Genomic DNA, 23,141 nt, shown 5'->3' on the forward strand with positions numbered 1-23,141 from the left:
CCATGCCGCCCTAAACTACAATTAGCGTTGAGCCCTTGGGCACGCGCGCGTAAAGATCAATGATGTCTTGGTTCATCAATCGAACGCAGCCGCTGGAGACCGCCTTGCCGATTGACCAGTATTCTGGCGAGCCATGAATACGGTAAAGGGTGTCGACGGTTCCCTCGAAAATATAAAGCGCGCGAGCACCGAGCGGATTATCTAAACCAGGCGGCATACCACCATTGGCGGCGCTCCATTATTCGAGTTCAGGTTCGCGTTCGATCATTTCAGCGGGCGGTGTCCACTTCGGCCACTCCTGCTTCCAAGCTATCCGTCCCTCTCCAGACCATGAAAAACCCGCGCGCCCAAGACCAACGCCATAGCGCATCGCGGTGCCACCCTCTTCGACCAGATAAAGAAAAAATGTGCTCGTATCGACGATGATCGTCCCCACCGGATATGGCGTCGAATAATCGATTTGCCGCCGCCAGAATTTCCGTGGAACTTTGTTTAAGTCCACGGCTGGCAAAGGGAATTTTTCCTGCGGCATTGGTCCATATGCAGCGACATAGTTTGGCGGAATTGAAGGCTCTTTTGGCTCAACAGGTTTGTCTGACAAGACATCAGTAGTCGAACAACCGGTGACGGCAAGCCCTAACAGGCTTGCCGAACCAGCTACAAAACGTCTTCGGTGTAGAGTTTTGTTCACCGTCATTATTCACTTCGCCCAGCTTCGTAAAAAACAGTCGGGTCAGCAGCAGGATCTGAAGTGTATGCATAGACTGTGTATTGGGCACTTTCGTCGTATCCCATACCGAGTGAGCCCATGGGCATGCCGGGTGTCGAAATGCCTCTTATTTCTGGCTTCTCCGACTGAAGCTTTTCAATGGCTGCCAGCGGTACATGGCCTTCAAGCACATATTTGCGTTCACCGCCAAGAACGGCTGTATGGCAGCCTTCAAGGCTTTTTGAAATTTCTGCTTGCTGCTTAATGCTTGAGAGATCATCGAGATCATTGACCTTTACGGTGTATCCAGCCCTCTCAATCGCTTCGACCCAGACTTGGCAACAACCGCACCAAGGCGTTTTGAAAACGGTCATGGTTTTTTCGTCATGCCCACTTGCTGCATGGGAAATCCCTCCGATTGCGAATGTGGAAAAGCCCGCAAAGAGAATTGAGGTGATAATATTTGATTTTGTCATTTTGCATCTTTCTGGTCTGTTTTGCTGTGGCAGGATTTGCCCATGAATTTATGCATCACGAAGTGCAGTCCGAGACAGCCGGCTAAAGGAGCCAATGCAAATAGTCTTGCAGATAGCCCCTGTTCGGCTGGTATCGCGAAGAATATAATTGCCCCGCCAATTAACATTGGTATGCAGCATGCCATCATGAACATGTTCATGACCAAATGGTTTTGCTCGGCTTTCGTCTGCTCCGGCTTTCGGATTGCGGGGACGCCGCTTGTGTAGTTGTAGGGCGATAATTTTTCTTTTGTTTCTTCAATCATAGCACCACCACCTTCGTTCCAATGGGTACGCGTTCATATAGATCTTCAACATGCGCGTTGATCATACGAATGCAGCCGTTTGAAACCGACCTACCAATAGATGATGGGTCAGTCGTACCGTGAATCCGATACATCGTGTCCCTTTTACCGCGATAAAGATAAAGTGCCCGAGCGCCCAGCGGATTGCCCGCACCGCCCGCTACACCGCCAGCAAATTTTGCATATTTTTCAGGCTCCCTCCGGATCATATTTTGTGTTGGTGTCCAACGAGGCCACTTAGCTTTTCTGGCAATTGTCGCAGTGCCCCGGAAGGCTCTACCAGCCTTACCGACACCCACACCGTAGCGGCGAGCTTTGCCGCCCGGCAGCTGCAAATAAAGAAAATGATTGCGTGGATCGACGATAATAGTACCGGCCGCATAGCCCTTAAACCGAACGGTCTGCGGTTGATATTTCTTGTCTAAATTGAATTTTTTATGCGCCGCCGCCGGGGCGACAGGAGCAAGTGCAATGACCCCAAGGCCAAGCACAAAACTACGTTTCGTAAGCATGATATGCCCTTTTTCACTAATCAGAAAAGACGCCAGTAAAGGCGCCAACTACGTTTGATTAATTGAAAATCGGTGGGCGGAAATGGCTAGAATTCGTCTCAACAATGCGCTGATCACGCACAGATGCGGTGAAGTGTACGGCGTCATACCCAAAAGATATGTTAGAGTAGTAAGCCAGTGCAGGACAGTCCATTGAACAATGCACGCTACCGTGATGCATGGAACTCATCGGCATCTCACAGCAATCCGCAAGTTTGTTTTCCGCTCCACCGTGTGAAACAGTTTCCATCAGGTGATTTTCACCAGATGCACTGACAACCACAGTTTGCAACGGCAAAGAAGCCATTGCTAAAACAAGCACCAACAATGTCGCTACAAACCTACGCATGCAAATATAATACACTTTTCTAGAAATTATTCCAACTTCTTAAACTTGGCTGTCTCAATCAAGCTACATTGAACCATGTATTCATGCCTGCTGCGGCATGCTCCAGCATATGGCAATGAAGCAGCCATTTGCCTTTATTATCGGCAACAAATGCAATTTGTGTTGTTTGTTCAGGACCAATCAAGAATGTGTCTCTCCACATTTCGTCCTCATCGACTTCAACTCCTGAACGGTTCAAAATCTTAAAGTGATGTCCATGCACATGCATGGCATGAACCCATCCAGTGTTGTTGATCGTTTCGACTATTACCGTTTCACCTGCCGCCACATCAAAGAATGGATTCTCCGCGAGATTGGCGACACCGTTAAAGGCCCAAGCCTGCCCAGTTGTTCTGAAAGCTTCGCCTTCCAGCTTTTTGCCATTGTAGACCATCTCCACAAAACCACCCATGGCGCCGCCAGCCATGTCCAACGTAAATTTCTTGGCATTTTGCAGATCGGGCTCTGGCAGTGAATTAGGAAACAGCTTGATCGGATTTGCTGACGGCATTCCATCACCCGAAACTTTAAACTCGATTATCGAAAATGGATCATCACCTGAAATTTCATCAAGTGTGAAATCATTTTCTGGTGTGACTAAGAGATCCACACGTTGAGCAGGACCAATCATAAGTGGAGCATAGTTTAATGTTCGAGGTTCAGCGAGCAGTTGCCCATCATAGCCCAAGACCCTCGCATTGAAGCTGTTTGGATCGATTTCAAACACACGTGCATTAGCAGCGTTTACCAGTCGCAAGCGGTAATTTTCATTACGGTTCAATCTTATTTTTGGCACTGGTTCACCATTCACAGTCAACCAGTTACCCAGTCTTCCGCCATGGCTCCAATCCATGAGCGATCCAAGGCTCGCTACGTCGAGCGTACCCTCACCGGCCAAACGCCAATCATCTATCATCAGTGTTAGATCATGCGCTGCATCAAACAGCGGTTCGACATCATCTATTATAAGCGGACCATAGAGGCCGCGAGCAACCTGGTTCCAACTCTTATTATGGGCATGATACCAATAGGTACCAGCATCGGGCGCAACAAAATCGTAGACAAAACTATCGCCCGGCTGAACCGGTTCTTGAGTGAGGCCTGACACTCCATCCATTGCATTTTCAATGCGTATACCATGCCAATGAACTGAGGTTGGCTCTTCCAAATTATTGATGAACTTGACCTGGACGCGCTCACCCTTTTTTATTCGAATTTCTGGCCCTGGCGCTGAACCATTATAAGTCCATAGATCAGATTCTGCGCCATCTGGCCGATACAATTTCCGCTTTGATGGCCCAGCTGTTAATTCGAAATACCCATCATCAACTTTTGCAAGCGCAAGGGTTGGTAGTTGAACGGCAGCGACAGCGCCGGCAAATCCAAACAAAACATTACGTCTAGAAATCATAAATCGTGACCTTATAAGGGAACTGTGAATGAGGTTGTGAGTACGGCGGTAGTTGCGAACACTAAAAGGAAGACAAACCCTTCCCATCGCAAGGAGCGACGAAAGCGGATTGCTGCGCCCGGTAGGGATTCAGCAAGATCTGGAACAAATTTGAGTTTATTCATCGCTGCAAACAATAGGATTATTGAAACGATCCCAAGTTTGACGAACAGGACGATTCCGTAATTTGTGCCAAGTAGTTTTGCAGGACCGCCTAGAATGAACCATGAGAACGTTACGCCTGCAGCTATTAGCATAGGGACAATAATGCTCGCCTGTTTGCCGAATTTATCTGCTACTTCGGCAGCATGAGCGGCATCCTTGCTTGGGTGAGCCAATCTATAAAGCGGTGGCAATGCACCGAACCAATAGCTAACAGCCAGAAGATGAAATGTGATTAGACCACCCAGAAGCCATTGAGGGTCGCGTGTAGCATGCCCCGTCAAAGCGAAGGAACCAGCTACCATTATCACGCCAAAAAGAGTAGCTGGCGCACGGACGGGGCGCGATAGCACCGCAATCAAAAGCATTAGAAGACCACCTAATCGCAAATAGGTCGACTGGCCAAGTGGACCTTCGAGACTAATCGCAATGATCTCTGGATCGAGCATGCCTGCGATGCCGTCGTCCATCATACGACCGGCTTGTACGAGTACACGAGCTATCGTGGACAAGGCCGAAACAACGATCACAATTAAAGCCAAGGGTCTTAAGGTATTGGATATTTCATCTCCAGCACGCGGCAAGGCCATGCGAAAAAGCAATAACCCAACGGCCATCAAGCTGCTAATGTAAATCACAAACTTGGCGAGGCTTGCCGCCATCCCCCAAGGAGTGAAAGCCGTAGCGCTTATTGTGCTCCAAAAGGAAACGACGTTTTCCACTTTTGCTTATCCTGCCACATCAAAAGTGAAGTCGCCTTTAATGACATGTCCATCTTCACCAAGCGCTCGCCATTCCACCTTATAAGTGCCTTCACCCATAAATTCAGGGGTGAGATGCATTTCTTCGACGGCATCTTTGGTTGGGATTTCGACACGTGTCTCATGCGATGCATCGGCCGTGGAGTGCGTCATTACGACTTTTAGAACGCGAGCTGGTTTCGCGAAATTTAAATGCAGCATCTCCGGCTCAGCATCTAGCATCGCCTCGTTTTCCGGCGATGTCGATTTCATTGGCGAATGCGCAAGCGACGCAAAAGTCGAAAATAAGACTGTAAGGCCGCCCAAAAGTATTGTTTTAATTTTCATGTTCTTCTCCTAATTTGGCTCGCGCCAGGGCTTCAATTGAGTATTTGTAGGCCGTTATTGGATACCGTTTGCGCGTTGCAACTCACGCACATAAACAACGATTTGAGCGACTTCTTCGTCTTCAACGCCTTTGATTTGCGGCATGTTACCAAAGCGCCAATGGTGGGCCCGCACGCCATTCTTGACGGCGAGCAAGAACGATGCATCACCATGATGATTTGGCTCATAGATTTTATGAACCAATGGCGGAGCAACACCGTCTTGCCCTGCGGCGTTTACGCCGTGGCAGCTCGCGCAATTAGCCTCAAAAGCAATTTTTCCAGTTTCTGCAACGGCCGATAATTCAGGAACAATCACATTGGCCAAGGGAGCTCCCTGTTCACCAGAGGTCGCCTGGACTGAATGAGGATTTTGCTCGGTCGAGATAAATTGTTTGCCTACAAACACAACAGCCGCCAAGCCAAAAAATCCGAGAACTAAATATTTGGGGTTCATTTATCCATATGTCCTGCAATATCATTTATGATTGGACAGTCGGGACGGCTGTCACCGTGGCAATGATCAGCCAATTGTTTGAGTGTTGATCGCAGCGATTTTAGTTCTTTTAGTTTGCGGTCAATCTCGGTTATTTTTCTAGTGCAAGATCTTTCACGTCTGAACTTGCCCGTTCCTTGTCCTCATAGAGCGACAGCAACAAGCGACATTCTTCGATCGTAAATCCCAAACTGCGAGAGCGCTGAACGAACGCCAGGCGATGAATGTCCGCGTCTGCATAATCGCGATATCCATTGGCAGCGCGCGCTGGTTTGACCAGTTTAATATCCTCGTAATAGCGGATAGTCTTAGCTGGCAGTCCAGTTGTCTCGGATGCTTCACCTATGTTCATGACCTGCCTCCTTTAGCTCTTTGCAGTACAATTCACGTAACCGTTCTATTTCTTGTTCGCTAAAACCTAATTCGATTGCCCTAGACAGAAAATCCGAATTCGAACTTTCATTGATTTCAGGCTTGTGTCTTTCGCCCAATAACTTCTCGGGTGGTTGTGGCTCATCTCTCATTAAGCGCCTTTTAGGGCTTCCACCTGCTGTAAGGTCAAGCCAAAATTATCCAATTGCCAATAGCGTATCGGATTTGAACTCATAAGGCGGTACAACAAGATTTTTCGGAGCCGGACCCTTCATTATCCGACCCGATTGATCATAGTGGGATCCATGGCATGGGCAAAACCACCCACCCCATTCGCCGCGATTGTCACCATCGCCTTGTCCCAGAGGGACGCAGCCTAAATGCGTACAGACGCCGACAACGACTAGCCACTCATCCTGTTTAACGCGCATTTCATCAGTTTGCGAATCTTTGAGTTGCGACACGTCAACAGCTTGCATTTCACTTATAGTTTCTGGCCTGCGTCGATCAATAAATACCGGTTGGCCGCGCCACGTGACTGTTACTCTTTGTCCCAGTTCGATTGATGACACATCTATTTCTGCTGATGCCAAACTTAGAACATCAGCAGCAGGGTTCATTTGGTCAATAAATGGCCAAGCTGTCGCCGCCAAACCAAATGTGCCCATCATACCAGTTGCGACGTAAATGAAGTCCCGACGCGTACCCTCGGTTTCTTGGTCTAGTTTATTTTCTTCGACTGCTGTTTTCGTCATCATATCTGCCTCCAATTATGGGCATTTGACTACGGTAAGAGTTTAACGGATCGAAGCCTTAGAGAGTTTGCGACTACAGACACTGAAGACAAGCTCATTGCTGCTGCTGCAATCATCGGTGACAAAAGTGTGCCGCTAAGCGGGTAGAGTATACCTGCCGCAATCGGTATGCCTGCGGTATTATATGCAAACGCAAAAAACAGGTTCTGTTTGATGTTACTCAACGTTGCGACAGAAAGTTTTCTCGCACGTACAATGCCTGTGAGATCGCCCTTGAGCAGTGTCACGCCTGCACTCTCAACGGCAACATCAGCGCCCGTGCCCATTGCAATGCCAACTTCAGCTGCGGCCAGAGCTGGTGCATCGTTAACCCCATCTCCGGCCATCGCCACCTTGTGGCCTTGCGCATGAAGTTCGTCGACGAGCGCCTTCTTATCTTCCGGCAACACGCCTGCTCTCACTTCATCAATACCAAGTTGATCAGCAACAGCGCGCGCTGTTTTCTCATTATCGCCGGTCGCCATGATGATCTTTAAACCTGCTTCATGCAGAGCAGCTATCGCATCGCGGGATGTGGCTTTTATTGGATCGGTAACAGCGATTAAACCTGCGAGCTTTCCATCGATTGCGATATACATTGCAGTCTTGCCTTGTACACGCAGTGCATCTGCCTGTTTATCCGCAGCCTTATGATCTGCACCAGCGACATCCATCATCGCCGCGTTGCCAAGGGCAATCTTTTGTTTACCTGAAGTACCTTGTACGCCTTTGCCAGTGATTGCCTCAAAGCTGGTTATTGGTGCAGCGGCGATATCTTTCGCCTCAATGCCTTCCACAATAGCTTCAGCCAATGGGTGTTCAGAACCGGCTTCTATACCCCTAACCATCGCGAGCATGGCTTCCTCGGATACGTTGCCAAAGGTAACTACATCAGTCAGCGCAGGTTTGCCCTCGGTGAGCGTTCCGGTTTTATCGACGATAAGAATATCAACCTTGGCCATACGTTCCAACGCCTCGGCATCTTTGATAAGAACACCGGCTTGGGCGCCGCGCCCCGTGGCTGTCATGATCGACATGGGTGTCGCCAAACCAAGCGCACAGGGGCACGCAATTATCAGCACGGACACCGCCGATACAATTGCAAATACAAAAGATGGATCGGGGCCAAAGGCAAGCCAGATGAAAAACGTGAATATTGCAATGATAACAACAGTTGGTACAAAATAAGAGGCAACTCTGTCTGCCAATCCTTGGATTGCTGCGCGCGAGCGTTGCGCCGATGATACCATTGAGACGATACGCGCCAGCACGGTCTCATCACCGACGCGGGCCGCCTTAATGATCAGCGATCCATTTTTGTTAATCGTGCCGCCTGTGACCGTATCACCCTCCGACTTCTCAATTGGTAGCGGCTCTCCGGTCAGCATACTTTCATCGACCGATGTGCGCCCTTCCAGAACAATCGAATCCACAGGGATCGCTTCTCCAGGACGAACGCGCATGTGATCGCCTTCAATGATGTTTTCCAGTGGCGCATCATATTCATCACCATCTGGCGTGATGCGGCGCGCCATTTTGGGCGCTAAATCTAGCAGAGCGCGGATCGCGTCTCCGGTGCGTTCGCGGGCGCGCAGTTCCAATACCTGCCCAACGAATACCAAAGCGACAATGACAACTGCAGCCTCATAATAAACAGGCATGTGGCCGCCTGGCATTTGCAGCCCGGCCGGGAATAAACCTGGCAAGAACGTGGCGATGGTCGAATAGAGATAAGCCGCCCCGACCCCAATCATGATCAGGGTCCACATATTAAGATTCCACGTTTTGATCGAGGTCCAACCGCGATGGAAAAACGGAGCAGCGGCCCATACGATCACCGGTGTCGCTAAAGCGAACTCTAGATACAGGCTGACCTTCTCGCCTAGCCATTCTCGAATAGGTAAGCCGAAGAACGGTCCCATTGTTAAAATTAGAAGAGGAACCGCTGCTCCGATACTCACCCACAGTCTGCGCGTGAAATCGATTAGCTCATGGTTAGGGCCTTCAGCGACGCCGTCCATCGGCTCCAGCGCCATGCCACAAATCGGACATGTGCCCGGCCCTTCCTGAACAATCTCTGGGTCCATCGGGCAGGTAAACATGCTGTTCTTGGGTGCAGCTTGCTTCTTTTTGGCTTTGTTGCCGGATAGATAAAAATAGGGATCATTTTCGAACTTGTCGTGACAGCCTTGGCTACAAAAATGAAAATCGTCGCCCTTGTGAGTGAGTGTTGGTTTTCCCGCATCCAGTTTAACAATCATGCCGCAAACCGGATCTTTTACCGCACCGTCTTGCGGCACGGTCGCATTTTTCAGGATATCTGCCGGTAAAGCTAGCTCAACAGCCCTGGCATCATGTTCAAAGTGATTGTGGTTATGACCACTGTGTTCACCGCTGCAACAACTGCTCTTGTCAGCCCGATGATCGCTGTGGTCTGCTTTTTCCATAGTCGTGTCTCCGAATTTGTATCGACCGTAAGGCTTCTGGCTGATGGAAGGTCAAGCGATATTTTTCTATTTTTTTGGAAACCTCCAGCGCTGGAAGGTTGTTATGAGCGCGTAAGACACGAAGGAGATGACAATGGCTTACTCACGCTTTTTCGCAATGATTGCGACTTCGACCATAATTATGTTGGGTCTGATGTACCTAAATACTTATGCACTAGACCACGTATTTTTCAGTGAAACACGCAGCTATATGGCGCTTTATATGGGTGCCGTGATGGCGATTGTGATGCTCGCATTTATGCTCGGCATGTATACCAATACTAAGATGAACATTGCGATCTTCGCTGGCGCGGCAATTATTTTTGCTGGATCGCTTTATTTGGTGAGTAGTCAGGACACAGTCGCAGACGTTTCGTGGATGAAAGCGCTGATTGCTGACTTGAATGGCGGGCCATCTGCGACGCCAGAAATCGATGGGAAATGACGATGACAAAAACAGCTGAACTCTACCGCATGGTTATGGAAGATCATGTCTGTCCTTATGGTTTAAAATCCAAGCATTTGCTTGAGAAGCATGGCTTTAAGGTCGATGACAATCACCTGACAACGCGCGAGGAAACCGATGCGTTCAAGAAAGAGCATGATGTAGAAACAACGCCGCAAACTTTTATCGATGGAAAGCGCATAGGAGGCCATGAGGCGCTGCGTAAACATTTTGGACAAGAAGTACGCGCCGATGACGAAACGACCTATCAGCCTGTCATTGCAATATTTGCAGTCGCTGCACTGATGGCCGTTACGCTCGGCATAGGCATGCTTGGCACCGTACTAAGCATGCGCGTGTTCGAATGGTTTATCGCGATTTCGATGTGTTTTCTTGCGGTACAAAAGCTTCAGGATATTGAAAGCTTCTCGACCATGTTCTTGAACTATGACCTCCTAGCGCGCAGATGGGTTCCCTATGGTCGCATATATCCTTTTGGTGAGGCAATTGCCGGCATATTGATGGTTGGCGGCATTCTTCCATTGGTTTCTGCACCCATTGCTTTGTTCATAGGCTCAGTTGGAGCGGCCTCTGTCTATAAAGCTGTTTATATCGACAAGCGCGAACTCAAATGTGCATGCGTTGGCGGCAGCTCGAATGTGCCGCTCGGCTTTGTATCGCTCACAGAAAACGTAATGATGGTCGTTATGGGCCTTTGGATGGGCTCAAAAGCGCTATTTCTATAATCCCCTTGACCTTCCCCCCACTCTAAGCCGTAGCAATTAAGCTTAAGCCCCCATGGACAGTGTGTTTCTACAAGCTATTGGAAGCGAGCTGAAATAGCATGCAACATAACCAAGCCGAGCACGAAGCCAGAAATAACTCTATTTCATTGAGCAGTGCAGTTGCGATGGGAACCGGCGTGATGATCGGCGCGGGCATATTTGCGCTGACAGGGCAAATTGCCGAACTTGCCGGTCCACTATTTCCATTAGCTTTCATCGCAGGTGCATTCATCTCAAGTGTGAGTGCGTACGGCTACATTAGGATGTCAAACAAGTGGCCATCGTCAGGTGGCATCGCGATGATTTTGCAAAAATGCTATGGATCCGGGGCGGTTGCCGCAGGCGCTGCACTATTGATGGCGCTAAGCATGGTTATTGCTGAGAGCTTAGTAGCGCGTACATTTGCAAGCTATGTTCTCCGCCCGTTTGATATCGCTGATGGCCCGTTAGTACCGATACTCGCAGTCGGAGTCATTGCCTTTGCTTTTCTCGTAAACATAGCTGGAAATAAGTCAGTTGGCCTTTTTTCAGTTGTGATGGCAGGCCTAAAAATTGGCGGTATTGCATTGTTCGGGATCGCCGCACTCTGGTCCAGTGGCTTCCAATTTACTGCTGCTTCACAATCGAGCCAAACATTTACAATCACCGGCTTCGTAGCATCAGTAGCTCTTGCGATCTTAGCGTTTAAGGGATTCACGACCATTACCAATAGTGGTGGTGAGATTGTTGATCCCAACCGCAATGTGGGAAGAGCCATTGTGATTTCTATCGCAATTTGTGCCGCGGTCTATCTGCTAGTAGCCTTCGGCGTTGGATCGAGCCTTACTATCGATGAAATTATCTCCGCACGAGATTACTCGCTTGCGGAGGCCGCCGAGCCCGCGCTTGGGCAGATTGGGTTCTACTTAACGATTTTGCTTGCAGCTGTGGCGACTGCGTCTGGTGTATTGGCAAGCGTTTTTGCTGTGTCACGCATGCTCGCGATGCTGACAGAGATGAAAATGATACCGCACAGTCATTTTGGAATGAAAGGGCCGATCCAGCGTCACACTTTGATATACACAGTGGTTATTGCATCCATACTAGCTGTGTTTTTTGACCTCGGCCGTATCGCATCGCTTGGCGCCTTCTTCTATCTCGTGATGGACATCGTTGTTCAGTGGGGTATTTACCGATTTCGTCGACAAGAAATCGGCGCTTCTGCAGTGGTTCTGTTGGCAGCTATAGCGTTTGATGCAGTAATACTTGCAGCATTCACTATGATGAAATTGCAGAGCGACCCAGCCATTGTAGTTTATGCTATTGGCGCAATTTCAGCGGTCTTCATTTTTGAACGATTTTATCTTTCAACTTGGATCGAATCTGAAGAGGGCGTCAACAAATCTAGTTGATAGCGCCGATACACCCGCTTTCGAGATGATATTTTGCAATTCATTCGTCGCCGATATTTGGAAAGAAGATGACCCACACGAACGCTGACAGCACGCCGGCAGTTAGACCAATAATTACAAAGCTAAATGTCATGAGCGCTTTTCAATAGGTTGCGACTTAGTGCGTTGTTCTTACCATTCGTAAGCTTTCCACTGGCTGTAAGGTCAAGTGAAAAGCGCATTAAATTCAATAAGAGACTTGACCTTCTACCTACTGGAGGCGCTAGCAAATACTTGGAGGCTTTATGAGTAGATCACTAAGAACAATCATTAACACACCAGAATTCAACATTGCGGTGTTTTCATTTCTGCTTCATTTTGTTTGGGAATTCGTTCAGGCACCGACTTATTCAGGTATGGTCGAAATGAACCACTGGGACGGCATCAAGCTTTGCATGTCTGCCACTTTTGGTGATGTGGGTTTTGCGCTTACGGCCTTTATTGTAACGAGCATAGCAGCCAGATCACGCGATTGGTTCGCATCTCCTAAAGCTTGGCAGCTCCTGCTTTTCTTAAGCGTTGGGATCGCACTGACTGTCGGCTTTGAATATTACTACACGAACATAACCTTGCGCTGGACCTATTCTGACTTGATGCCTCTGGTACCGCCATTTGGCACCGGCCTTAGTCCCCTCCTCCAATGGATCATCGTACCCCTACTCGCGCTTGGTATAACGCGGCGCCAAATTGCAGGCGCTGCAACAATGGAGGCCACATAATGATGAATGAAACAATGGGAAATGGCATGATGGACTTCGGTTTTTTTTGGATGGTTATGTTGGGCCTTCTGATCATTTTGGCGGTATTCGCACTCGCCAAATATCTAATGAAATAGATGGAAGGCGACCCAGATGTTCCTATCTTTGGAAAGAATACTGTTCAATGACTGATCAAAAAAGTCTATTGGCAAAACACCCATTGCCAATAGCAGGCTTTCTGGCGCTTATTGCCGGCGTTTATATTGGCTTTGCTGCGAAAGACGGCAGGATATCGTGTCTAATCTTAGAGACTTGCGTTGCAGTTCTTTTCGCAGTTTTTGCGATGGTCGCGCTGGCAATAAATCCCCTGTGGATAGTCGCGGGATATATCGCTCACGGAGCTTGGGACGCATTGCATCATTCCCCATTTTTCGATGTCGAAATGCCCAGATGGTATATTCCCATGTGTGCTGCCTATGATGTGTTGGCGGGCATAGGACTACTTATCATCTGGACATTAAAGTAGGATTTCAATCGGTGTATCAATGACTATGCGACTATCTAATTCCAGTTCTGATCCCGACCAACAAATTTCTTTAAGCCATCAATACAGATCGCTCACTCCCTTCTCTGTTTATCAATCCGGTACGCGAAATCACCGCCTGGTAGCTAGGATCATGTTTCAAAAGAAATTTATGTGCATGCCGTTGTTTCCACCAAGAAACAGAGGGGTAAAGATGATGCAATGCATGCCATGCATCGCCAGCGGGATGAATGAGTAAATGGTCCAGCCACCCAAGATTGTTAAATGTGGTCTCGGCAATATTCTCACCACGCTCGTAGTCATGCTCTGAGAGTTCAGCGACGCTGCGCAAAAAGGGCAGCAAGCAAAGCTGGCAGGTCAACCAAATCGCCGCCTGAAACAGTGCAAATTCTATTGAGACCAAAAGAGCTGCACAGATGGATATTGCCAGATGCCATGCTAAGAAAAATATGGTTTGCTTGCGACTCGAGCGAACCTCCCGATAATACTCAACCAAATAGTCTGGAAACCAACGCACAATGGTCATGAAGAGTTTGCGGTTTGTATCGATTTCGGCCATTGGGACACCAATGTGTTCCAACCGAGTGCGGCACGGGTCTCTTTCAGATCCATAATCAGCATGGTGAGTTTGATGAAAAACGCGGTAGCGCGACACATCCTGCATCATGGGCCAGGCCGCAAGCAGGTTTGTCAGGAAATCGTTCAATCGTTTCTGGCGTGTAAAGTTGTTATGGCTCCCAAAGTGGACAATGTTCTCAAGAGTGCGTTGCTGTCTAATAATGACCAACACGCAAAAGCAAAAAGCCAGACAAGTGATGACAGGCGTCAATTTGCTCGTCAAAACGACATAACTTGTTCCAACCGCTCCGAACAGAACGGCCAAATGACCCATCGCAGGAACACTGCCCTTGATCAGCGATTTTTCACAAAATCTGCGTTGAAACATCTGCTTATCGTGCTTTGTCATTTTAGACATATAGCCGCGTTGATAAGTACCGGTGCTTGGTGCCATCGCTTTCTTCTCCAAATAATCAATGAAATTCCGTTGGAGAATTCGACCCAGATAAATAATAAAAATCAAGGTTATACTAATCCAACATAAGCAGAATTAACTTCAAATATCTGATGTGAAAAATGCATAGTTCTAAAGTGACTTAAGGAAGACTGTATAGATGATGGACTATCGCCTACTCGAAGCTTTGTTAGCGGTCGAACGTGAGGGGAATTTTGAACGGGCAGCGCACGCAATAGGCGTAACGCCTTCGGCGATCTCTCAACGCATCAAGCTGCTTGAAGAGCGATATGGCGGTATCATGGTTTACAGAAACCCAACGAAAGTCTCCGAACTCGGGCAACGGTTTTGCCGTCATGCGGCATCGGTAAAATTGCTGGAGCAGAATTTCATTGGCCAAAACGACCGTAGCTATTTGGCTACTTCAGAAGATCCCATCACCGTCCACATAGCTGTCAACGACGACAGCCTTTCCAGTTGGTTCGAGCAAGTGTTTATCCCACCCAACCGCGTTACGCCGAAATTCTATCTTGATGTCGAAATCACAGACCAGGATTTTGCCGAAGACACTATGCGCAGCGAGAAAGTGCTTGCGGCAATCTCATCTAGCTCAAACTCAATTCAAGGCTTCAAGTCTCACTACCTTGGAAAGCATATCTATAAAGCCACAGCGAGCCCTGAATTTTGCGCGCAATACTTTGCTGACGGCGTGAACGTGGAAAGCATAAGCAAAGCGCCATCGCTGCGTTATTCCCCGCTTGATGATCTCCAACTTCAATGGATGCAAAGCGTATTTGGCCAGCACGCTGCTTTGAATTTTTACCGTCTCCCCTCCTCCTATGGCTTTGTCAAAGCCTGTCGCAATTCAGTGGCGTGGGGCATGAACCCTGCCTTGATGGTCGATAAATATATCGAACGCGGAGAGCTTGTTGAATTGATACCTGGGAAAGTGCTCGCCAAACCCCTTTATTGGCATGTGAGCCGCGTGGTGCTCGACACGATTTCATGCGTGACCAATCGTGTGCTGACCGCAGCGCGGCAGCATCTCGATCAATCATGAGTGCATTTGTTTCAGGTTTATTGCTCGGTGCGGGACTGATTATCGCCATCGGCGCCCAAAACGCTTTTGTCCTGCGCCAGGGCTTGCTGAAAACACATGTCTTTGCCTTATGCCTTCTGTGTGCAAGCTCAGATGCCTTGCTCATCACACTTGGTGTATTGGGATTCGGCACCCTCATTCAGCAATCGCAAACCGCCCTCATCATCGTGCAGTTTGCAGGCGCTGCCTTTCTTTTTTTCTATGGTCTGCAAGCGCTCATGCGCGCTCTCAAGCCGCAAGCCATCGAAGACATCGCAGGTACGGGATCTAGCCTGAGATCAGTTTTGGTCACTGCTCTGGCGCTGACATTTCTTAACCCGCATGTCTATCTCGATACCGTGGTTTTGCTGGGTGGCATCTCAACGCAATATGCTGGGTTTGACCGCCTATGGTTTGGGGCTGGTGCAGTGCTGGCCTCCTTTTTGTGGTTCTTTGTTCTGGGATATGGCGCGCGCTTCCTCATACCGATCTTTCAAAAGCGCCGCTCATGGCAGATCCTCGATACGTTGATTGCCATCATCATGTGGGTGATCGCATATTCGCTGATTGCCGACTTCGTTTGGGGCTGAAGCGCTGACTTTGCTAATGTAGCTTTAGCATTATTCAGTACATTGTCTGGCCATCGAAGCTAGTGTTCTTGCAGCAATTGCATGAGCCGGTCGTCACAATGTTCCAAACCCTCACAGAAATGAAACTCAATGCCATCGGTGTTGTCGCGGTGGCTCTGATGTGTTCGTCTTTCACGCTGATCGGCAGCTATTTGATTGAACAAATATTGCTGAGGCCTGTGCCTGAACTGACACCCATTCTAAGTGCCGTTCCGTCCGCAAGTGTTCTCGAGTGTACCGAAGGCGTCTACTCGCCGGTGCAACGCCGATGCGTTAGCCAAGATATCTTTGACGCGGAAATGAAACGTCTCTTCTCAGCCCTTGGTATCGATACAGCCGTCTACGACCAACAAACACAGAGTGAATGATGAGTTTCACATTCTTGAGAAAGGAAATCCAATGCGTCTGACTAAAGCCCTCAAAACATCCGTCGTCACTGTTGGAGTGCTCGGAACGGCAGCGGTCATGAGCGCACAAGATGCCCATGCCTATGACATGGATTGCAAAGTAATTCTGTGCATCGCTGGTGGCTTTCCCACAGGATGCGCCGATGCCTATTCCTATATGATCAAACGCATCACGCGCTTTCCAAATCCCCTGCCCCCATTCGGATTTTGTGCGATGTCCGACGGTTCAGAATACAAAGCCCATAATGTCGACTATCGCTATCTACGCGAGCGCGATGCTTATGATTGTCCAGAAGGCAAAATGCTCTTTTACCGCCGCGAAGAATCAGACAGCGGCAATGTCCGTGAGACAGCGTTTTGTTATACGCGTTCGGAGCGTAAACGTATTGGCTGGGGCGATGATGACCTATACCAGACGATTTATCACGGCCGATCTGCCGCTACGCCCGTCAATTTTGAACTGAAGATAACGATTGAACCTGGCACTGAGGTGGAGTTTAAATCACCGCTGTTTCGCATCAATTGGAATACAGGCTATCTGGCACAGCGCCAATCCTGATGCATCAATTTGTGATATTAATCACATTGATTGGCTTGCTAGGCCCTTCAATCGCTTCAGCGCAGGAAAGCACCGTGATCGGCCTTTATGATCTGGGTGCTTGTTATCAACCCGCCGAAACCTATCCCTTCAAACTTGATAATTCTGATCCGCTCTATGAGACAGCGCGAGCAGACCATCAGCGGTTTTTGGAAGAGATGGAAGGTTACGTGAATTGTCTCGATAAAGAACGCCTAGCAGCCCTCAATGCGTTTCGCGCGTCTTATGATCTCTTTGTTACGAACTTTGGCGCAGACGCAGTGTTTCGTTATGGACCAAGCGAGGATTAAAGATGGATAGAATAGGGTATTGAAGCGCCCAAATGCGCCGAAACGCGACCATGTGTTCGGCTGTATTTTGCGGGCTTGTCGGTGATTAGCTTGTTTCAAGTGGTTCAACCAGATGCGAACCGCTTGCCTTATTAGAATTAACAGCACGCGCTACGCGGTAGCTTACAAGTTCCGATCTGCGATTATTATCGAGCAGTGCTTTTGCGTCTTCAACCTTAGTCCCCGCATCAAGCCATTCTTCCCACACACCCTCTTTGGGAATGATAGGCATTCGATCATGAAGATGAGCGATCTGAGGAGCAGCAGCTGCCGTTAAGATCGTGCAGCTCGTCACATCCAGATTGTAATTATGCGCCCAAAGACCGGCAAAGAAAAAAGGCTCATTGTCCGGCAGATGAATATTGTACGGATCCTTGCCGCCATCCTCGGCTTTGGTCCATTCATAATAGCTGGAGGCAGGGATCAAACACCGTTTGGACTTAAACGCCTCGCGAAACGAGCTTTTGCTAACAGCTGTCTCAGACCGGGCATTGAACAAGGGATATTTCGGTAATTCCTTGGCCCAAAAAGGCACCAGCCACCATCGACCATCTTGGACCGACAGCCTGCCATCCTTGTCTCTTGTGACAAAGCCCACCTGCTGTGTCGGTGTCACATTATAGCGAGGTGGATCATTGCGGCCCTTTGCCTCGGTCGGAATGAGATTGAGCGCATCGTAATACACAGCCCAGCTATGTTGAATGGTAAATCGTCCGCACATTAAGGAACCATAGCGCCACAGTAATTTTTGAGCAATTTCTAGTCGAGCGCTGCAGTTGTGGCCGTCAAAGCCTAAAAAAGAAAAGATGGATTTGACGCATCCGTGGGAAGCCACGGACCAGGCTCTTTTCGGCAGGTCAACCCTGCCTCACAAAGCCAGCCAGCGCTCCGCTCCAGCGGGTCTTTGCCCATAAAGGGAAACGATCCTTTGCGTGGGATCAAAATCAAACCTTCTTACAAATGCATTCGCTTCCATCGAACAAAGAGTGAGAGGAAAGAAAGCCCGCTGGTGCCGGGCTTGAAAGGAAAGAGAGAGTTTTTCCGGGCCCGCTTCCGCCAATAGGAGCAAGACCATGGCCACTCAAAAAGCACCATCCAAAAAATCAGCAACTAAAAAGATCGCCGCGAAAAATGCCGAAACCACCGATCATCATCAGGCACACGCCAACATCCGCCTCATCGCGTTAAACCAGTTGGAACTCTCCCCAAACAATGTGCGCAAAGTTGCACCCTTAGATGCCGATGACGCAGAACTTCTTGCCTCTATCAAAACCCTCGGGATCAAACAAAACCTCGTTGTCCACGAAGACACGAAAGGCAAATTCTTCGTGGTCGCCGGCGGGCGCCGCCTCAAAGCGCTGCAAACACTGGCCGAACAAGGTGATCTGAACAAAGACTATTCAGTCCCTTGTCTTGTCGAAGACAAGGAGACGGCAACCCTTTCCTCAACCACGGAAAACGCGCAGCGGGCGGCCATGCATCCAGCAGACGAATTTGCAGCCTTCGCAGCCATGATCGATGAAGGTCGCACAGAAAGCGAAATCGCAACAACCTTTGGCGTGCCCGAAAGCAAAGTGCGCCGCCGCCTCAAACTTGCCCGCGTCGCACCGGAGATCTTTGAGGCCTATCGTCTGGGCGAGATCACTTTGGAATGCGTTATGGCCTTCACCCTCACCGATCACCATGATCGTCAAATGACAGTGTGGAATGCGATCAAAGAGCAGCACCATTATAATCAGCACATCATCAAGCGCATGCTGACAGAAACCTCCTATTCAGCCAGCTCCAAGCTGGGCCAGTTTGTGGGTGTCGAAGCTTATGAAAAAGCCGGAGGCGCCATCATGCGTGATCTCTTTTCAGAGCGCGATACGACCTATTTTGAAAACCCTGAACTGGTCGAACGCTTGGCGCTCGCAAAACTGACCGAGACCGCCAAGGCCTATGAAGCGGACTGGAAATGGATCGATACCCATCTGGACCTCGAACACGGCGCGCTCCGATCTTTTGGCAGCGTTGAACCGCAAGAACTTAGCTACGATCATCCTTTGCTGATTGAACTGGAAACGGTCAATGCACGCGAAGAAGAACTGGCCAAAATTGGCGATGAGCGCGATCCGACCGACGAAGAAGCCAAAGAATACGAGACGATCGAACAGCGCCTGCGGGATATCGACGATGAGATTGAATTGGCCAAACCCTTTAGCGATGAACATCGCGCCATCGCCGGCGTTGTGATCACCATTGGCTGGCATGGCGAAACGCAAATCACCCGCGGTCTTGTGCGGCCAGAAGACATGCCCGGGCGTGATGCAAATGACGACACAGATGACATCAGTGCTGGGTTTAATGCGCCAATGTCTTCGACGCCTGCCCCGGTCTCTGATCCGGCAGCGGCAATGCGCAAAGCCGAAGGCATGCCAAACTCTTTGGCCGATGATCTGCGCACGGCGCGTCATCACATTCTGCGGGCGCATTTAGCAGCCGACTATGATGTGGCGTTCGATGCCATGCTCTATTCCATGGCGAAAAAAGCGCTCGCCAACTGCTATGTCGACGTTCTGCCCCTAGATGTCTCATTGACCAGCTATTATGCGCCGAATGCGGACAAGCTGTTAACCGGATCTGTTGCCGATCGCATGTTGATAGCCCTCAAAGAAGGTCTCAATCTCGATTGGGTTGACCTAGAACAGCCCTCTGACTTCAAAGCCATGTGTCTGCTATCCGTCGAAGACAAACAGAACCTCTTCGCATGGGCAGCAGCCACAGCCCTGAAAGGCCAGCTGTCTTCTGACAATCGGCCTTCTGCGGTAGTCGAAGAGCTTGGTTCCCGCATGGACGTGGATGTCGCCGCGTGCTGGCGACCTACCGTGGCCAATTATTGGGGATCGGTCACAAAGGCTCATATCGCTTTGATCGCCGGCGAGATCATCAGTGATGACTTTGCCGAAGAACGCAGCGCAGAAAAGAAGATCGATGCCGCGGCGGCCATGGAACCGGCCTTTGCTGAAAACGCACTTGAAGCCGCGGGACTTGAAAAGGCGGTTGCGCTCAAAACAGCGCGTTGGCTGCCCAAAGGCATGGAATTTGCCGAGGCCAATGTCGTCGATGAAATGATCGATGACAAAACGCCGGCTGAAAATTCAGACCCTGAAGACGCGCTGCCCGCCTTCTTGGCAGCGGACACAGCAGCCTAGGCACATTCTCTTCAAACGGACTTCAGTGGATCGCTCTCATCAGAGAGCGGTCCTTTCTGCCTGGCGGGTTCGAAAGTTGGAACATCTTCCAACGGCCCGCTCAGGAGAAACAATATGGCCAAGCCAATTGATTATAAAATCACGCTCTATCCCGCGCATAAAGAAGGATCCTTCGTGGTCACCAAGTTCGAGATGTTTGGGAAGTCCTATCCCGAGAAAAGCATCATCGCCGCCGGCATGGATGATCTTGTTGATCAGGTCACACACTTTGCCATGGAACATGGAGAGGGGTGTCGCGCCTCGGTGAAGTGCCTCGCGCGCAGAAAGCCGCCAGGCTTTAAGGCCACAACTGAACATCTCGTCTTCAATCTATCAGAAAAGCCGCTTGGCACAGCGTCAGCGGCCTGAGTTCAAACCACAACAATACTGCCCGCCCGCCAGACACTCTGGCGGGCTTTTTTTGTTTTAAGGAGACCCACCATGTCAGAACTTGTCCACGAAGAAACCAACGGCAAAGCCACCATCAAAATCTACTATGACACCGATCCCGAAAACCCGCGCTCTTGGGACAATCTTGGGACGATGATCTGTGGCCATCCACGCTACAATCTGGGTGATGATCACAGCTTTGACGGCGGACGCGCTTTTCTGCTGGATCTGCTCAAGCTGGATGAAGACGTGCCCTACGATGTGGATGCACTTTTCACGCGCGCGCAAAAGCAGGCAATCATTCTGCCCGTCTATCTTTATGATCATTCTGGTCTTGCCATGAACACGAGCGGGTTTTCTTGTCCGTGGGATTCAGGCCAAGTCGGTTTCATCTATGTGACGCTCGAAGAGGTGCGCAATGAATACAAAGTGCAGCGCGTCACCCAAAAATTGCGCCAGTGCATATCAGAATTTCTTTCAAATGAGGTGAAAACCTACAGTGATTATCTGTCAGGCAACGTTTATGGTTATGTCATCGAGGAAGACGGAGTTGAGACAGAAAGCTGTTGGGGTTTTATCGGAGACTATGATGATCATTGTCTAAAAGAGGCGCGTAATTGTGTGCCATTGTGTAAAGCGCATTCTGATCACTAGGGCTGTGTGTCTTCGTGTTCCAGCGCCGGTCGCATAATTTTGATCTCTGAAGCAGGTGCGCCTCGTTTGAGTGCGAAATCCTGCCATTGTTGTACCACAGATCTGCATTCCTCAATAACGGTGTCAGCTGTCTTCATCGGTAAGAAAAATTCTGCAACGGAGCGCAGCAATCCAATAGAGGCTGTCGCCTCCTCAAAATCGATACGCGTCGACAGAATGCGAGGCTTATCTGGTGCTGGATTAATGTCATAGACCGGACTTAATCGCCAACCTTTCTTGCCTGTCCATAAGAAACCGTGATTCCTGAAATGATCATCTGTATTTGAAATCAGGATGGAAAACGCCATTCTTCGGAATAGTTCAACCCGGTCTTTTTCGGGCTGCGCACCCCGCGCATTGATGGCATCTACAATCTCCAGATAACTGCAATCATCATCGCCATCATTGTGTTCTGTAACGGCCATCGCGGACATAAATGGAATACGATGATGATCATCGCCGCTCGTGATGCGGTCAAAACGTCGGGATAGATAGACGATGTTATCTCCCGCGTTCAGCAGGTCATAGTCACCGACCTCGATGCCAGCTGCTTTTGCCATATCCATAGCAATCGCTTCCCATCGCTCAACGGAATACTCATCTTGGTTCTTCGGGAATTTAGCAATTGAGAGATTGCCATGCTGATCGTAAACAGACGCTTTGGGCCGCGCGCCTCCCAAAGATGAACCCGGCGCGAAGATCATCATAAGATCGTTGTCGGTTTCCTCACCACGCTCAATGCGCTGGGCAGCATTGAGAAGATCACCAAGTGCAACCGTTGAAGGCACACCTTTGTCCTGCGGCGACTGGAAAATACCTTTGACGCAAAACCGTATGCCACCCAGGCGCGTTTCGTCGGATACACCTAGTAAGTAGTCTGCCTCATGGAGCGTTCGAACGGCCCTACCCTCCCGTTCAGCTTCTCGTCTTTCACGACGCCTCATCAAATTGCGACCCCATGTATCTGGTGCACTATCACCCAATGTTCCAAACATTGGCTTGTTCTGGCCGGGATGAAGGTTACCGGCCTGCAAGGGCAGCGAAGGATCAAATTGAAAGGCTTCTGGCGATTTCATCCAATCGGGATCATGTTCATAAGTCACACGCTTGTGACCTGAACCCGAATGACGTCGCAAAGTTCCCGCTTTCCGGTTAACGCCGTAAGCATCAATAAATACATCAATGCTCATGTCAGATCCTTCGGTGCACGCTTACGCAATTGCTCTTCAGCAAGTTGATCACCGAGGCTGTCGGCAATGTTGCCCCAACCCTCCAACAAGCCGAGGGATTGCAACACCATGGCGTACGCACCCATGCTGACGGCCGGATCCCCCTTCTCAATTCGCCAGATGGTTCTAGTACTGACGGACGCTCGTTCTGCGACTAACTCTTGCGTTAATTCACGGCGCAAACGAGCCTCTCGGATTCGTGATCCAAGGCTTCTCAATTCCCTTTTGGTACCGGGGCTAACTGAAACTTTCGTTTTCATAACTCGATCTTTATGGCAATTTACGTC

At 49.5% G+C, this 23,141-nt stretch carries 26 protein-coding genes and 2 pseudogenes; 13 read left to right on the forward strand and 15 right to left on the reverse strand.

Going from position 1 to position 23,141, the window contains the following annotated elements:
• Positions 1-10: 10 nt before the first annotated feature.
• From SU32_RS12510 to SU32_RS12565, 11 genes and pseudogenes are all read right to left on the reverse strand, one after another.
• A pseudogene (locus SU32_RS12510) lies at positions 11-697 on the reverse strand (L,D-transpeptidase).
• Complete coding sequence (locus SU32_RS12515) at positions 697-1,185, reverse strand: DUF411 domain-containing protein (RefSeq protein ID WP_082376715.1); 489 nt, start codon at positions 1,183-1,185, stop codon at positions 697-699. Before SU32_RS12515 ends, SU32_RS12510 begins: the two are co-directional and overlap by 1 nt.
• On the reverse strand, positions 1,182-1,490 hold the full coding sequence (locus SU32_RS12520) for a DUF2933 domain-containing protein (RefSeq protein ID WP_053999715.1): 309 nt from the start codon (positions 1,488-1,490) through the stop codon (positions 1,182-1,184). Before SU32_RS12520 ends, SU32_RS12515 begins: the two co-directional genes overlap by 4 nt.
• On the reverse strand, positions 1,487-2,041 hold the full coding sequence (locus tag SU32_RS12525; protein WP_201454946.1) for a L,D-transpeptidase: 555 nt from the start codon (positions 2,039-2,041) through the stop codon (positions 1,487-1,489). The genes SU32_RS12520 and SU32_RS12525 overlap by 4 nt, the downstream gene beginning before the upstream one ends.
• Before the next feature lie 446 nt (positions 2,042-2,487).
• Positions 2,488-3,879, reverse strand: a complete 1,392-nt coding sequence (locus SU32_RS12535) for a multicopper oxidase family protein (RefSeq protein WP_053999717.1) — start codon at positions 3,877-3,879, stop codon at positions 2,488-2,490.
• A gap of 11 nt (positions 3,880-3,890) precedes the next feature.
• Positions 3,891-4,802, reverse strand: coding sequence for a copper resistance D family protein (locus SU32_RS12540; RefSeq protein WP_144421127.1), 912 nt, complete (start codon positions 4,800-4,802; stop codon positions 3,891-3,893).
• Positions 4,803-4,808: 6 nt separating this feature from the next.
• The gene (locus SU32_RS12545) at positions 4,809-5,168 is read right to left on the reverse strand and encodes a copper resistance CopC family protein (protein WP_053999719.1); all 360 of its coding nucleotides are present in this window, start codon (positions 5,166-5,168) and stop codon (positions 4,809-4,811) included.
• A 54-nt stretch (positions 5,169-5,222) separates the two neighbouring features.
• Positions 5,223-5,663 (reverse strand): c-type cytochrome, encoded by a 441-nt coding sequence (locus SU32_RS12550; RefSeq protein WP_053999720.1) that lies wholly within the window; start codon positions 5,661-5,663, stop codon positions 5,223-5,225.
• Positions 5,660-6,054, reverse strand: a pseudogene (gene cueR, locus SU32_RS12555) (Cu(I)-responsive transcriptional regulator). The gene SU32_RS12550 and the pseudogene cueR overlap by 4 nt, the downstream one beginning before the upstream one ends.
• A 217-nt stretch (positions 6,055-6,271) precedes the next feature.
• On the reverse strand, positions 6,272-6,832 hold the full coding sequence (gene petA / locus SU32_RS12560; protein ID WP_053999721.1) for a ubiquinol-cytochrome c reductase iron-sulfur subunit: 561 nt from the start codon (positions 6,830-6,832) through the stop codon (positions 6,272-6,274).
• A gap of 26 nt (positions 6,833-6,858) precedes the next feature.
• Positions 6,859-9,315 carry a heavy metal translocating P-type ATPase gene (locus SU32_RS12565; protein WP_082376717.1) on the reverse strand — a complete coding sequence of 819 codons (2,457 nt, stop codon included), beginning with the start codon at positions 9,313-9,315 and terminating at the stop codon, positions 6,859-6,861.
• Between the two features lie 133 nt (positions 9,316-9,448).
• Between SU32_RS12565 and SU32_RS12570 the strand changes: the two genes are divergently transcribed.
• From SU32_RS12570 to SU32_RS12590, 5 genes are all read left to right on the forward strand, one after another.
• Positions 9,449-9,799: a hypothetical protein gene (locus tag SU32_RS12570; RefSeq protein WP_053999722.1), complete on the forward strand. Its 351-nt coding sequence runs from the start codon at positions 9,449-9,451 to the stop codon at positions 9,797-9,799.
• A 2-nt stretch (positions 9,800-9,801) separates the two neighbouring features.
• Positions 9,802-10,545, forward strand: coding sequence for a glutaredoxin (locus SU32_RS12575; RefSeq protein ID WP_245625539.1), 744 nt, complete (start codon positions 9,802-9,804; stop codon positions 10,543-10,545).
• Between the two features lie 98 nt (positions 10,546-10,643).
• A complete protein-coding gene (locus SU32_RS12580) occupies positions 10,644-11,975 on the forward strand; it encodes an APC family permease (RefSeq protein WP_053999724.1) in 1,332 nt (443 codons plus the stop codon).
• A gap of 284 nt (positions 11,976-12,259) precedes the next feature.
• Complete coding sequence (locus SU32_RS12585) at positions 12,260-12,733, forward strand: hypothetical protein (protein ID WP_053999725.1); 474 nt, start codon at positions 12,260-12,262, stop codon at positions 12,731-12,733.
• Positions 12,734-12,896: 163 nt separating this feature from the next.
• Positions 12,897-13,238 (forward strand): hypothetical protein, encoded by a 342-nt coding sequence (locus tag SU32_RS12590; RefSeq protein WP_053999726.1) that lies wholly within the window; start codon positions 12,897-12,899, stop codon positions 13,236-13,238.
• A 70-nt stretch (positions 13,239-13,308) separates the two neighbouring features.
• On the opposite strand, the gene SU32_RS12595 is transcribed toward SU32_RS12590, so the two are convergent.
• Entirely contained in the window at positions 13,309-14,337 is a 1,029-nt protein-coding gene (locus tag SU32_RS12595) for a fatty acid desaturase (protein ID WP_144421128.1), read from the reverse strand.
• A 91-nt stretch (positions 14,338-14,428) separates the two neighbouring features.
• On the opposite strand from SU32_RS12595, the gene SU32_RS12600 reads away from it, so the two are divergent.
• The 5 genes from SU32_RS12600 to SU32_RS12620 all read left to right on the forward strand — a co-directional run bounded on the left by SU32_RS12600 (position 14,429) and on the right by SU32_RS12620 (position 17,270).
• Positions 14,429-15,328 (forward strand): ArgP/LysG family DNA-binding transcriptional regulator, encoded by a 900-nt coding sequence (locus SU32_RS12600; RefSeq protein ID WP_053999728.1) that lies wholly within the window; start codon positions 14,429-14,431, stop codon positions 15,326-15,328.
• Positions 15,322-15,936 (forward strand): LysE/ArgO family amino acid transporter, encoded by a 615-nt coding sequence (locus tag SU32_RS12605; RefSeq protein WP_211097767.1) that lies wholly within the window; start codon positions 15,322-15,324, stop codon positions 15,934-15,936. Before SU32_RS12600 ends, SU32_RS12605 begins: the two co-directional genes overlap by 7 nt.
• Before the next feature lie 98 nt (positions 15,937-16,034).
• Positions 16,035-16,343 (forward strand): hypothetical protein, encoded by a 309-nt coding sequence (locus SU32_RS12610; protein ID WP_053999730.1) that lies wholly within the window; start codon positions 16,035-16,037, stop codon positions 16,341-16,343.
• Between the two features lie 31 nt (positions 16,344-16,374).
• Positions 16,375-16,941 carry a hypothetical protein gene (locus SU32_RS12615; RefSeq protein ID WP_053999731.1) on the forward strand — a complete coding sequence of 189 codons (567 nt, stop codon included), beginning with the start codon at positions 16,375-16,377 and terminating at the stop codon, positions 16,939-16,941.
• Positions 16,941-17,270, forward strand: a complete 330-nt coding sequence (locus SU32_RS12620; RefSeq protein WP_053999732.1) for a hypothetical protein — start codon at positions 16,941-16,943, stop codon at positions 17,268-17,270. The genes SU32_RS12615 and SU32_RS12620 overlap by 1 nt, the downstream gene beginning before the upstream one ends.
• Positions 17,271-17,355: 85 nt before the next feature.
• Here the strand turns inward: SU32_RS12620 and SU32_RS12625 are convergent, their stop codons facing one another.
• The gene (locus SU32_RS12625; protein ID WP_053999733.1) at positions 17,356-18,030 is read right to left on the reverse strand and encodes an SOS response-associated peptidase; all 675 of its coding nucleotides are present in this window, start codon (positions 18,028-18,030) and stop codon (positions 17,356-17,358) included.
• A 352-nt stretch (positions 18,031-18,382) separates the two neighbouring features.
• Here SU32_RS12625 and SU32_RS12635 point away from each other — a divergent pair, with 352 nt between their 5' ends.
• The 3 genes from SU32_RS12635 (at position 18,383) to SU32_RS12645 (ending at position 21,586) form a co-directional block, all read left to right on the forward strand.
• Positions 18,383-20,503, forward strand: coding sequence for a ParB/RepB/Spo0J family partition protein (locus tag SU32_RS12635; RefSeq protein ID WP_053999735.1), 2,121 nt, complete (start codon positions 18,383-18,385; stop codon positions 20,501-20,503).
• 114 nt (positions 20,504-20,617) lie between these two features.
• Positions 20,618-20,911: a hypothetical protein gene (locus SU32_RS12640; protein WP_053999736.1), complete on the forward strand. Its 294-nt coding sequence runs from the start codon at positions 20,618-20,620 to the stop codon at positions 20,909-20,911.
• Between the two features lie 72 nt (positions 20,912-20,983).
• On the forward strand, positions 20,984-21,586 hold the full coding sequence (locus SU32_RS12645) for a hypothetical protein (protein ID WP_053999737.1): 603 nt from the start codon (positions 20,984-20,986) through the stop codon (positions 21,584-21,586).
• On the opposite strand, the gene SU32_RS12650 is transcribed toward SU32_RS12645, so the two are convergent.
• The gene (locus tag SU32_RS12650) at positions 21,583-22,815 is read right to left on the reverse strand and encodes a type II toxin-antitoxin system HipA family toxin (RefSeq protein WP_053999738.1); all 1,233 of its coding nucleotides are present in this window, start codon (positions 22,813-22,815) and stop codon (positions 21,583-21,585) included. The two genes, SU32_RS12645 and SU32_RS12650, sit on opposite strands and share 4 nt — an antisense overlap.
• Entirely contained in the window at positions 22,812-23,114 is a 303-nt protein-coding gene (locus SU32_RS17595; RefSeq protein ID WP_082376719.1) for a helix-turn-helix transcriptional regulator, read from the reverse strand. The genes SU32_RS12650 and SU32_RS17595 overlap by 4 nt, the downstream gene beginning before the upstream one ends.
• Positions 23,115-23,141 lie beyond the last annotated feature (27 nt).

The sequence above is a fragment of the Ahrensia marina genome, from assembly GCF_001293565.1.
In the GTDB taxonomy this organism is placed as follows: Bacteria; Pseudomonadota; Alphaproteobacteria; order Rhizobiales; family Rhizobiaceae; genus Ahrensia; species Ahrensia marina.

What these genes read in the sequence shown, in the direction of transcription:
- SU32_RS12515 (WP_082376715.1), bottom strand. Translation starts at nt 1,185, where the DNA reads ATGACAAAATCAAATATTATCACCTCAATTCTCTTTGCGGGCTTTTCC.
- SU32_RS12520 (WP_053999715.1), bottom strand. Translation starts at nt 1,490, where the DNA reads ATGATTGAAGAAACAAAAGAAAAATTATCGCCCTACAACTACACAAGC.
- SU32_RS12525 (WP_201454946.1), bottom strand. Translation starts at nt 2,041, where the DNA reads ATGCTTACGAAACGTAGTTTTGTGCTTGGCCTTGGGGTCATTGCACTT.
- SU32_RS12535 (WP_053999717.1), bottom strand. Translation starts at nt 3,879, where the DNA reads ATGATTTCTAGACGTAATGTTTTGTTTGGATTTGCCGGCGCTGTCGCT.
- SU32_RS12545 (WP_053999719.1), bottom strand. Translation starts at nt 5,168, where the DNA reads ATGAAAATTAAAACAATACTTTTGGGCGGCCTTACAGTCTTATTTTCG.
- SU32_RS12550 (WP_053999720.1), bottom strand. Translation starts at nt 5,663, where the DNA reads ATGAACCCCAAATATTTAGTTCTCGGATTTTTTGGCTTGGCGGCTGTT.
- petA (WP_053999721.1), bottom strand. Translation starts at nt 6,832, where the DNA reads ATGATGACGAAAACAGCAGTCGAAGAAAATAAACTAGACCAAGAAACC.
- SU32_RS12565 (WP_082376717.1), bottom strand. Translation starts at nt 9,315, where the DNA reads ATGGAAAAAGCAGACCACAGCGATCATCGGGCTGACAAGAGCAGTTGT.
- SU32_RS12570 (WP_053999722.1), top strand. Translation starts at nt 9,449, where the DNA reads ATGGCTTACTCACGCTTTTTCGCAATGATTGCGACTTCGACCATAATT.
- SU32_RS12575 (WP_245625539.1), top strand. Translation starts at nt 9,802, where the DNA reads ATGACAAAAACAGCTGAACTCTACCGCATGGTTATGGAAGATCATGTC.
- SU32_RS12580 (WP_053999724.1), top strand. Translation starts at nt 10,644, where the DNA reads ATGCAACATAACCAAGCCGAGCACGAAGCCAGAAATAACTCTATTTCA.
- SU32_RS12585 (WP_053999725.1), top strand. Translation starts at nt 12,260, where the DNA reads ATGAGTAGATCACTAAGAACAATCATTAACACACCAGAATTCAACATT.
- SU32_RS12590 (WP_053999726.1), top strand. Translation starts at nt 12,897, where the DNA reads ATGACTGATCAAAAAAGTCTATTGGCAAAACACCCATTGCCAATAGCA.
- SU32_RS12600 (WP_053999728.1), top strand. Translation starts at nt 14,429, where the DNA reads ATGATGGACTATCGCCTACTCGAAGCTTTGTTAGCGGTCGAACGTGAG.
- SU32_RS12610 (WP_053999730.1), top strand. Translation starts at nt 16,035, where the DNA reads ATGTTCCAAACCCTCACAGAAATGAAACTCAATGCCATCGGTGTTGTC.
- SU32_RS12615 (WP_053999731.1), top strand. Translation starts at nt 16,375, where the DNA reads ATGCGTCTGACTAAAGCCCTCAAAACATCCGTCGTCACTGTTGGAGTG.
- SU32_RS12620 (WP_053999732.1), top strand. Translation starts at nt 16,941, where the DNA reads ATGCATCAATTTGTGATATTAATCACATTGATTGGCTTGCTAGGCCCT.
- SU32_RS12625 (WP_053999733.1), bottom strand. Translation starts at nt 18,030, where the DNA reads ATGTGCGGACGATTTACCATTCAACATAGCTGGGCTGTGTATTACGAT.
- SU32_RS12635 (WP_053999735.1), top strand. Translation starts at nt 18,383, where the DNA reads ATGGCCACTCAAAAAGCACCATCCAAAAAATCAGCAACTAAAAAGATC.
- SU32_RS12640 (WP_053999736.1), top strand. Translation starts at nt 20,618, where the DNA reads ATGGCCAAGCCAATTGATTATAAAATCACGCTCTATCCCGCGCATAAA.
- SU32_RS12645 (WP_053999737.1), top strand. Translation starts at nt 20,984, where the DNA reads ATGTCAGAACTTGTCCACGAAGAAACCAACGGCAAAGCCACCATCAAA.
- SU32_RS12650 (WP_053999738.1), bottom strand. Translation starts at nt 22,815, where the DNA reads ATGAGCATTGATGTATTTATTGATGCTTACGGCGTTAACCGGAAAGCG.
- SU32_RS17595 (WP_082376719.1), bottom strand. Translation starts at nt 23,114, where the DNA reads ATGAAAACGAAAGTTTCAGTTAGCCCCGGTACCAAAAGGGAATTGAGA.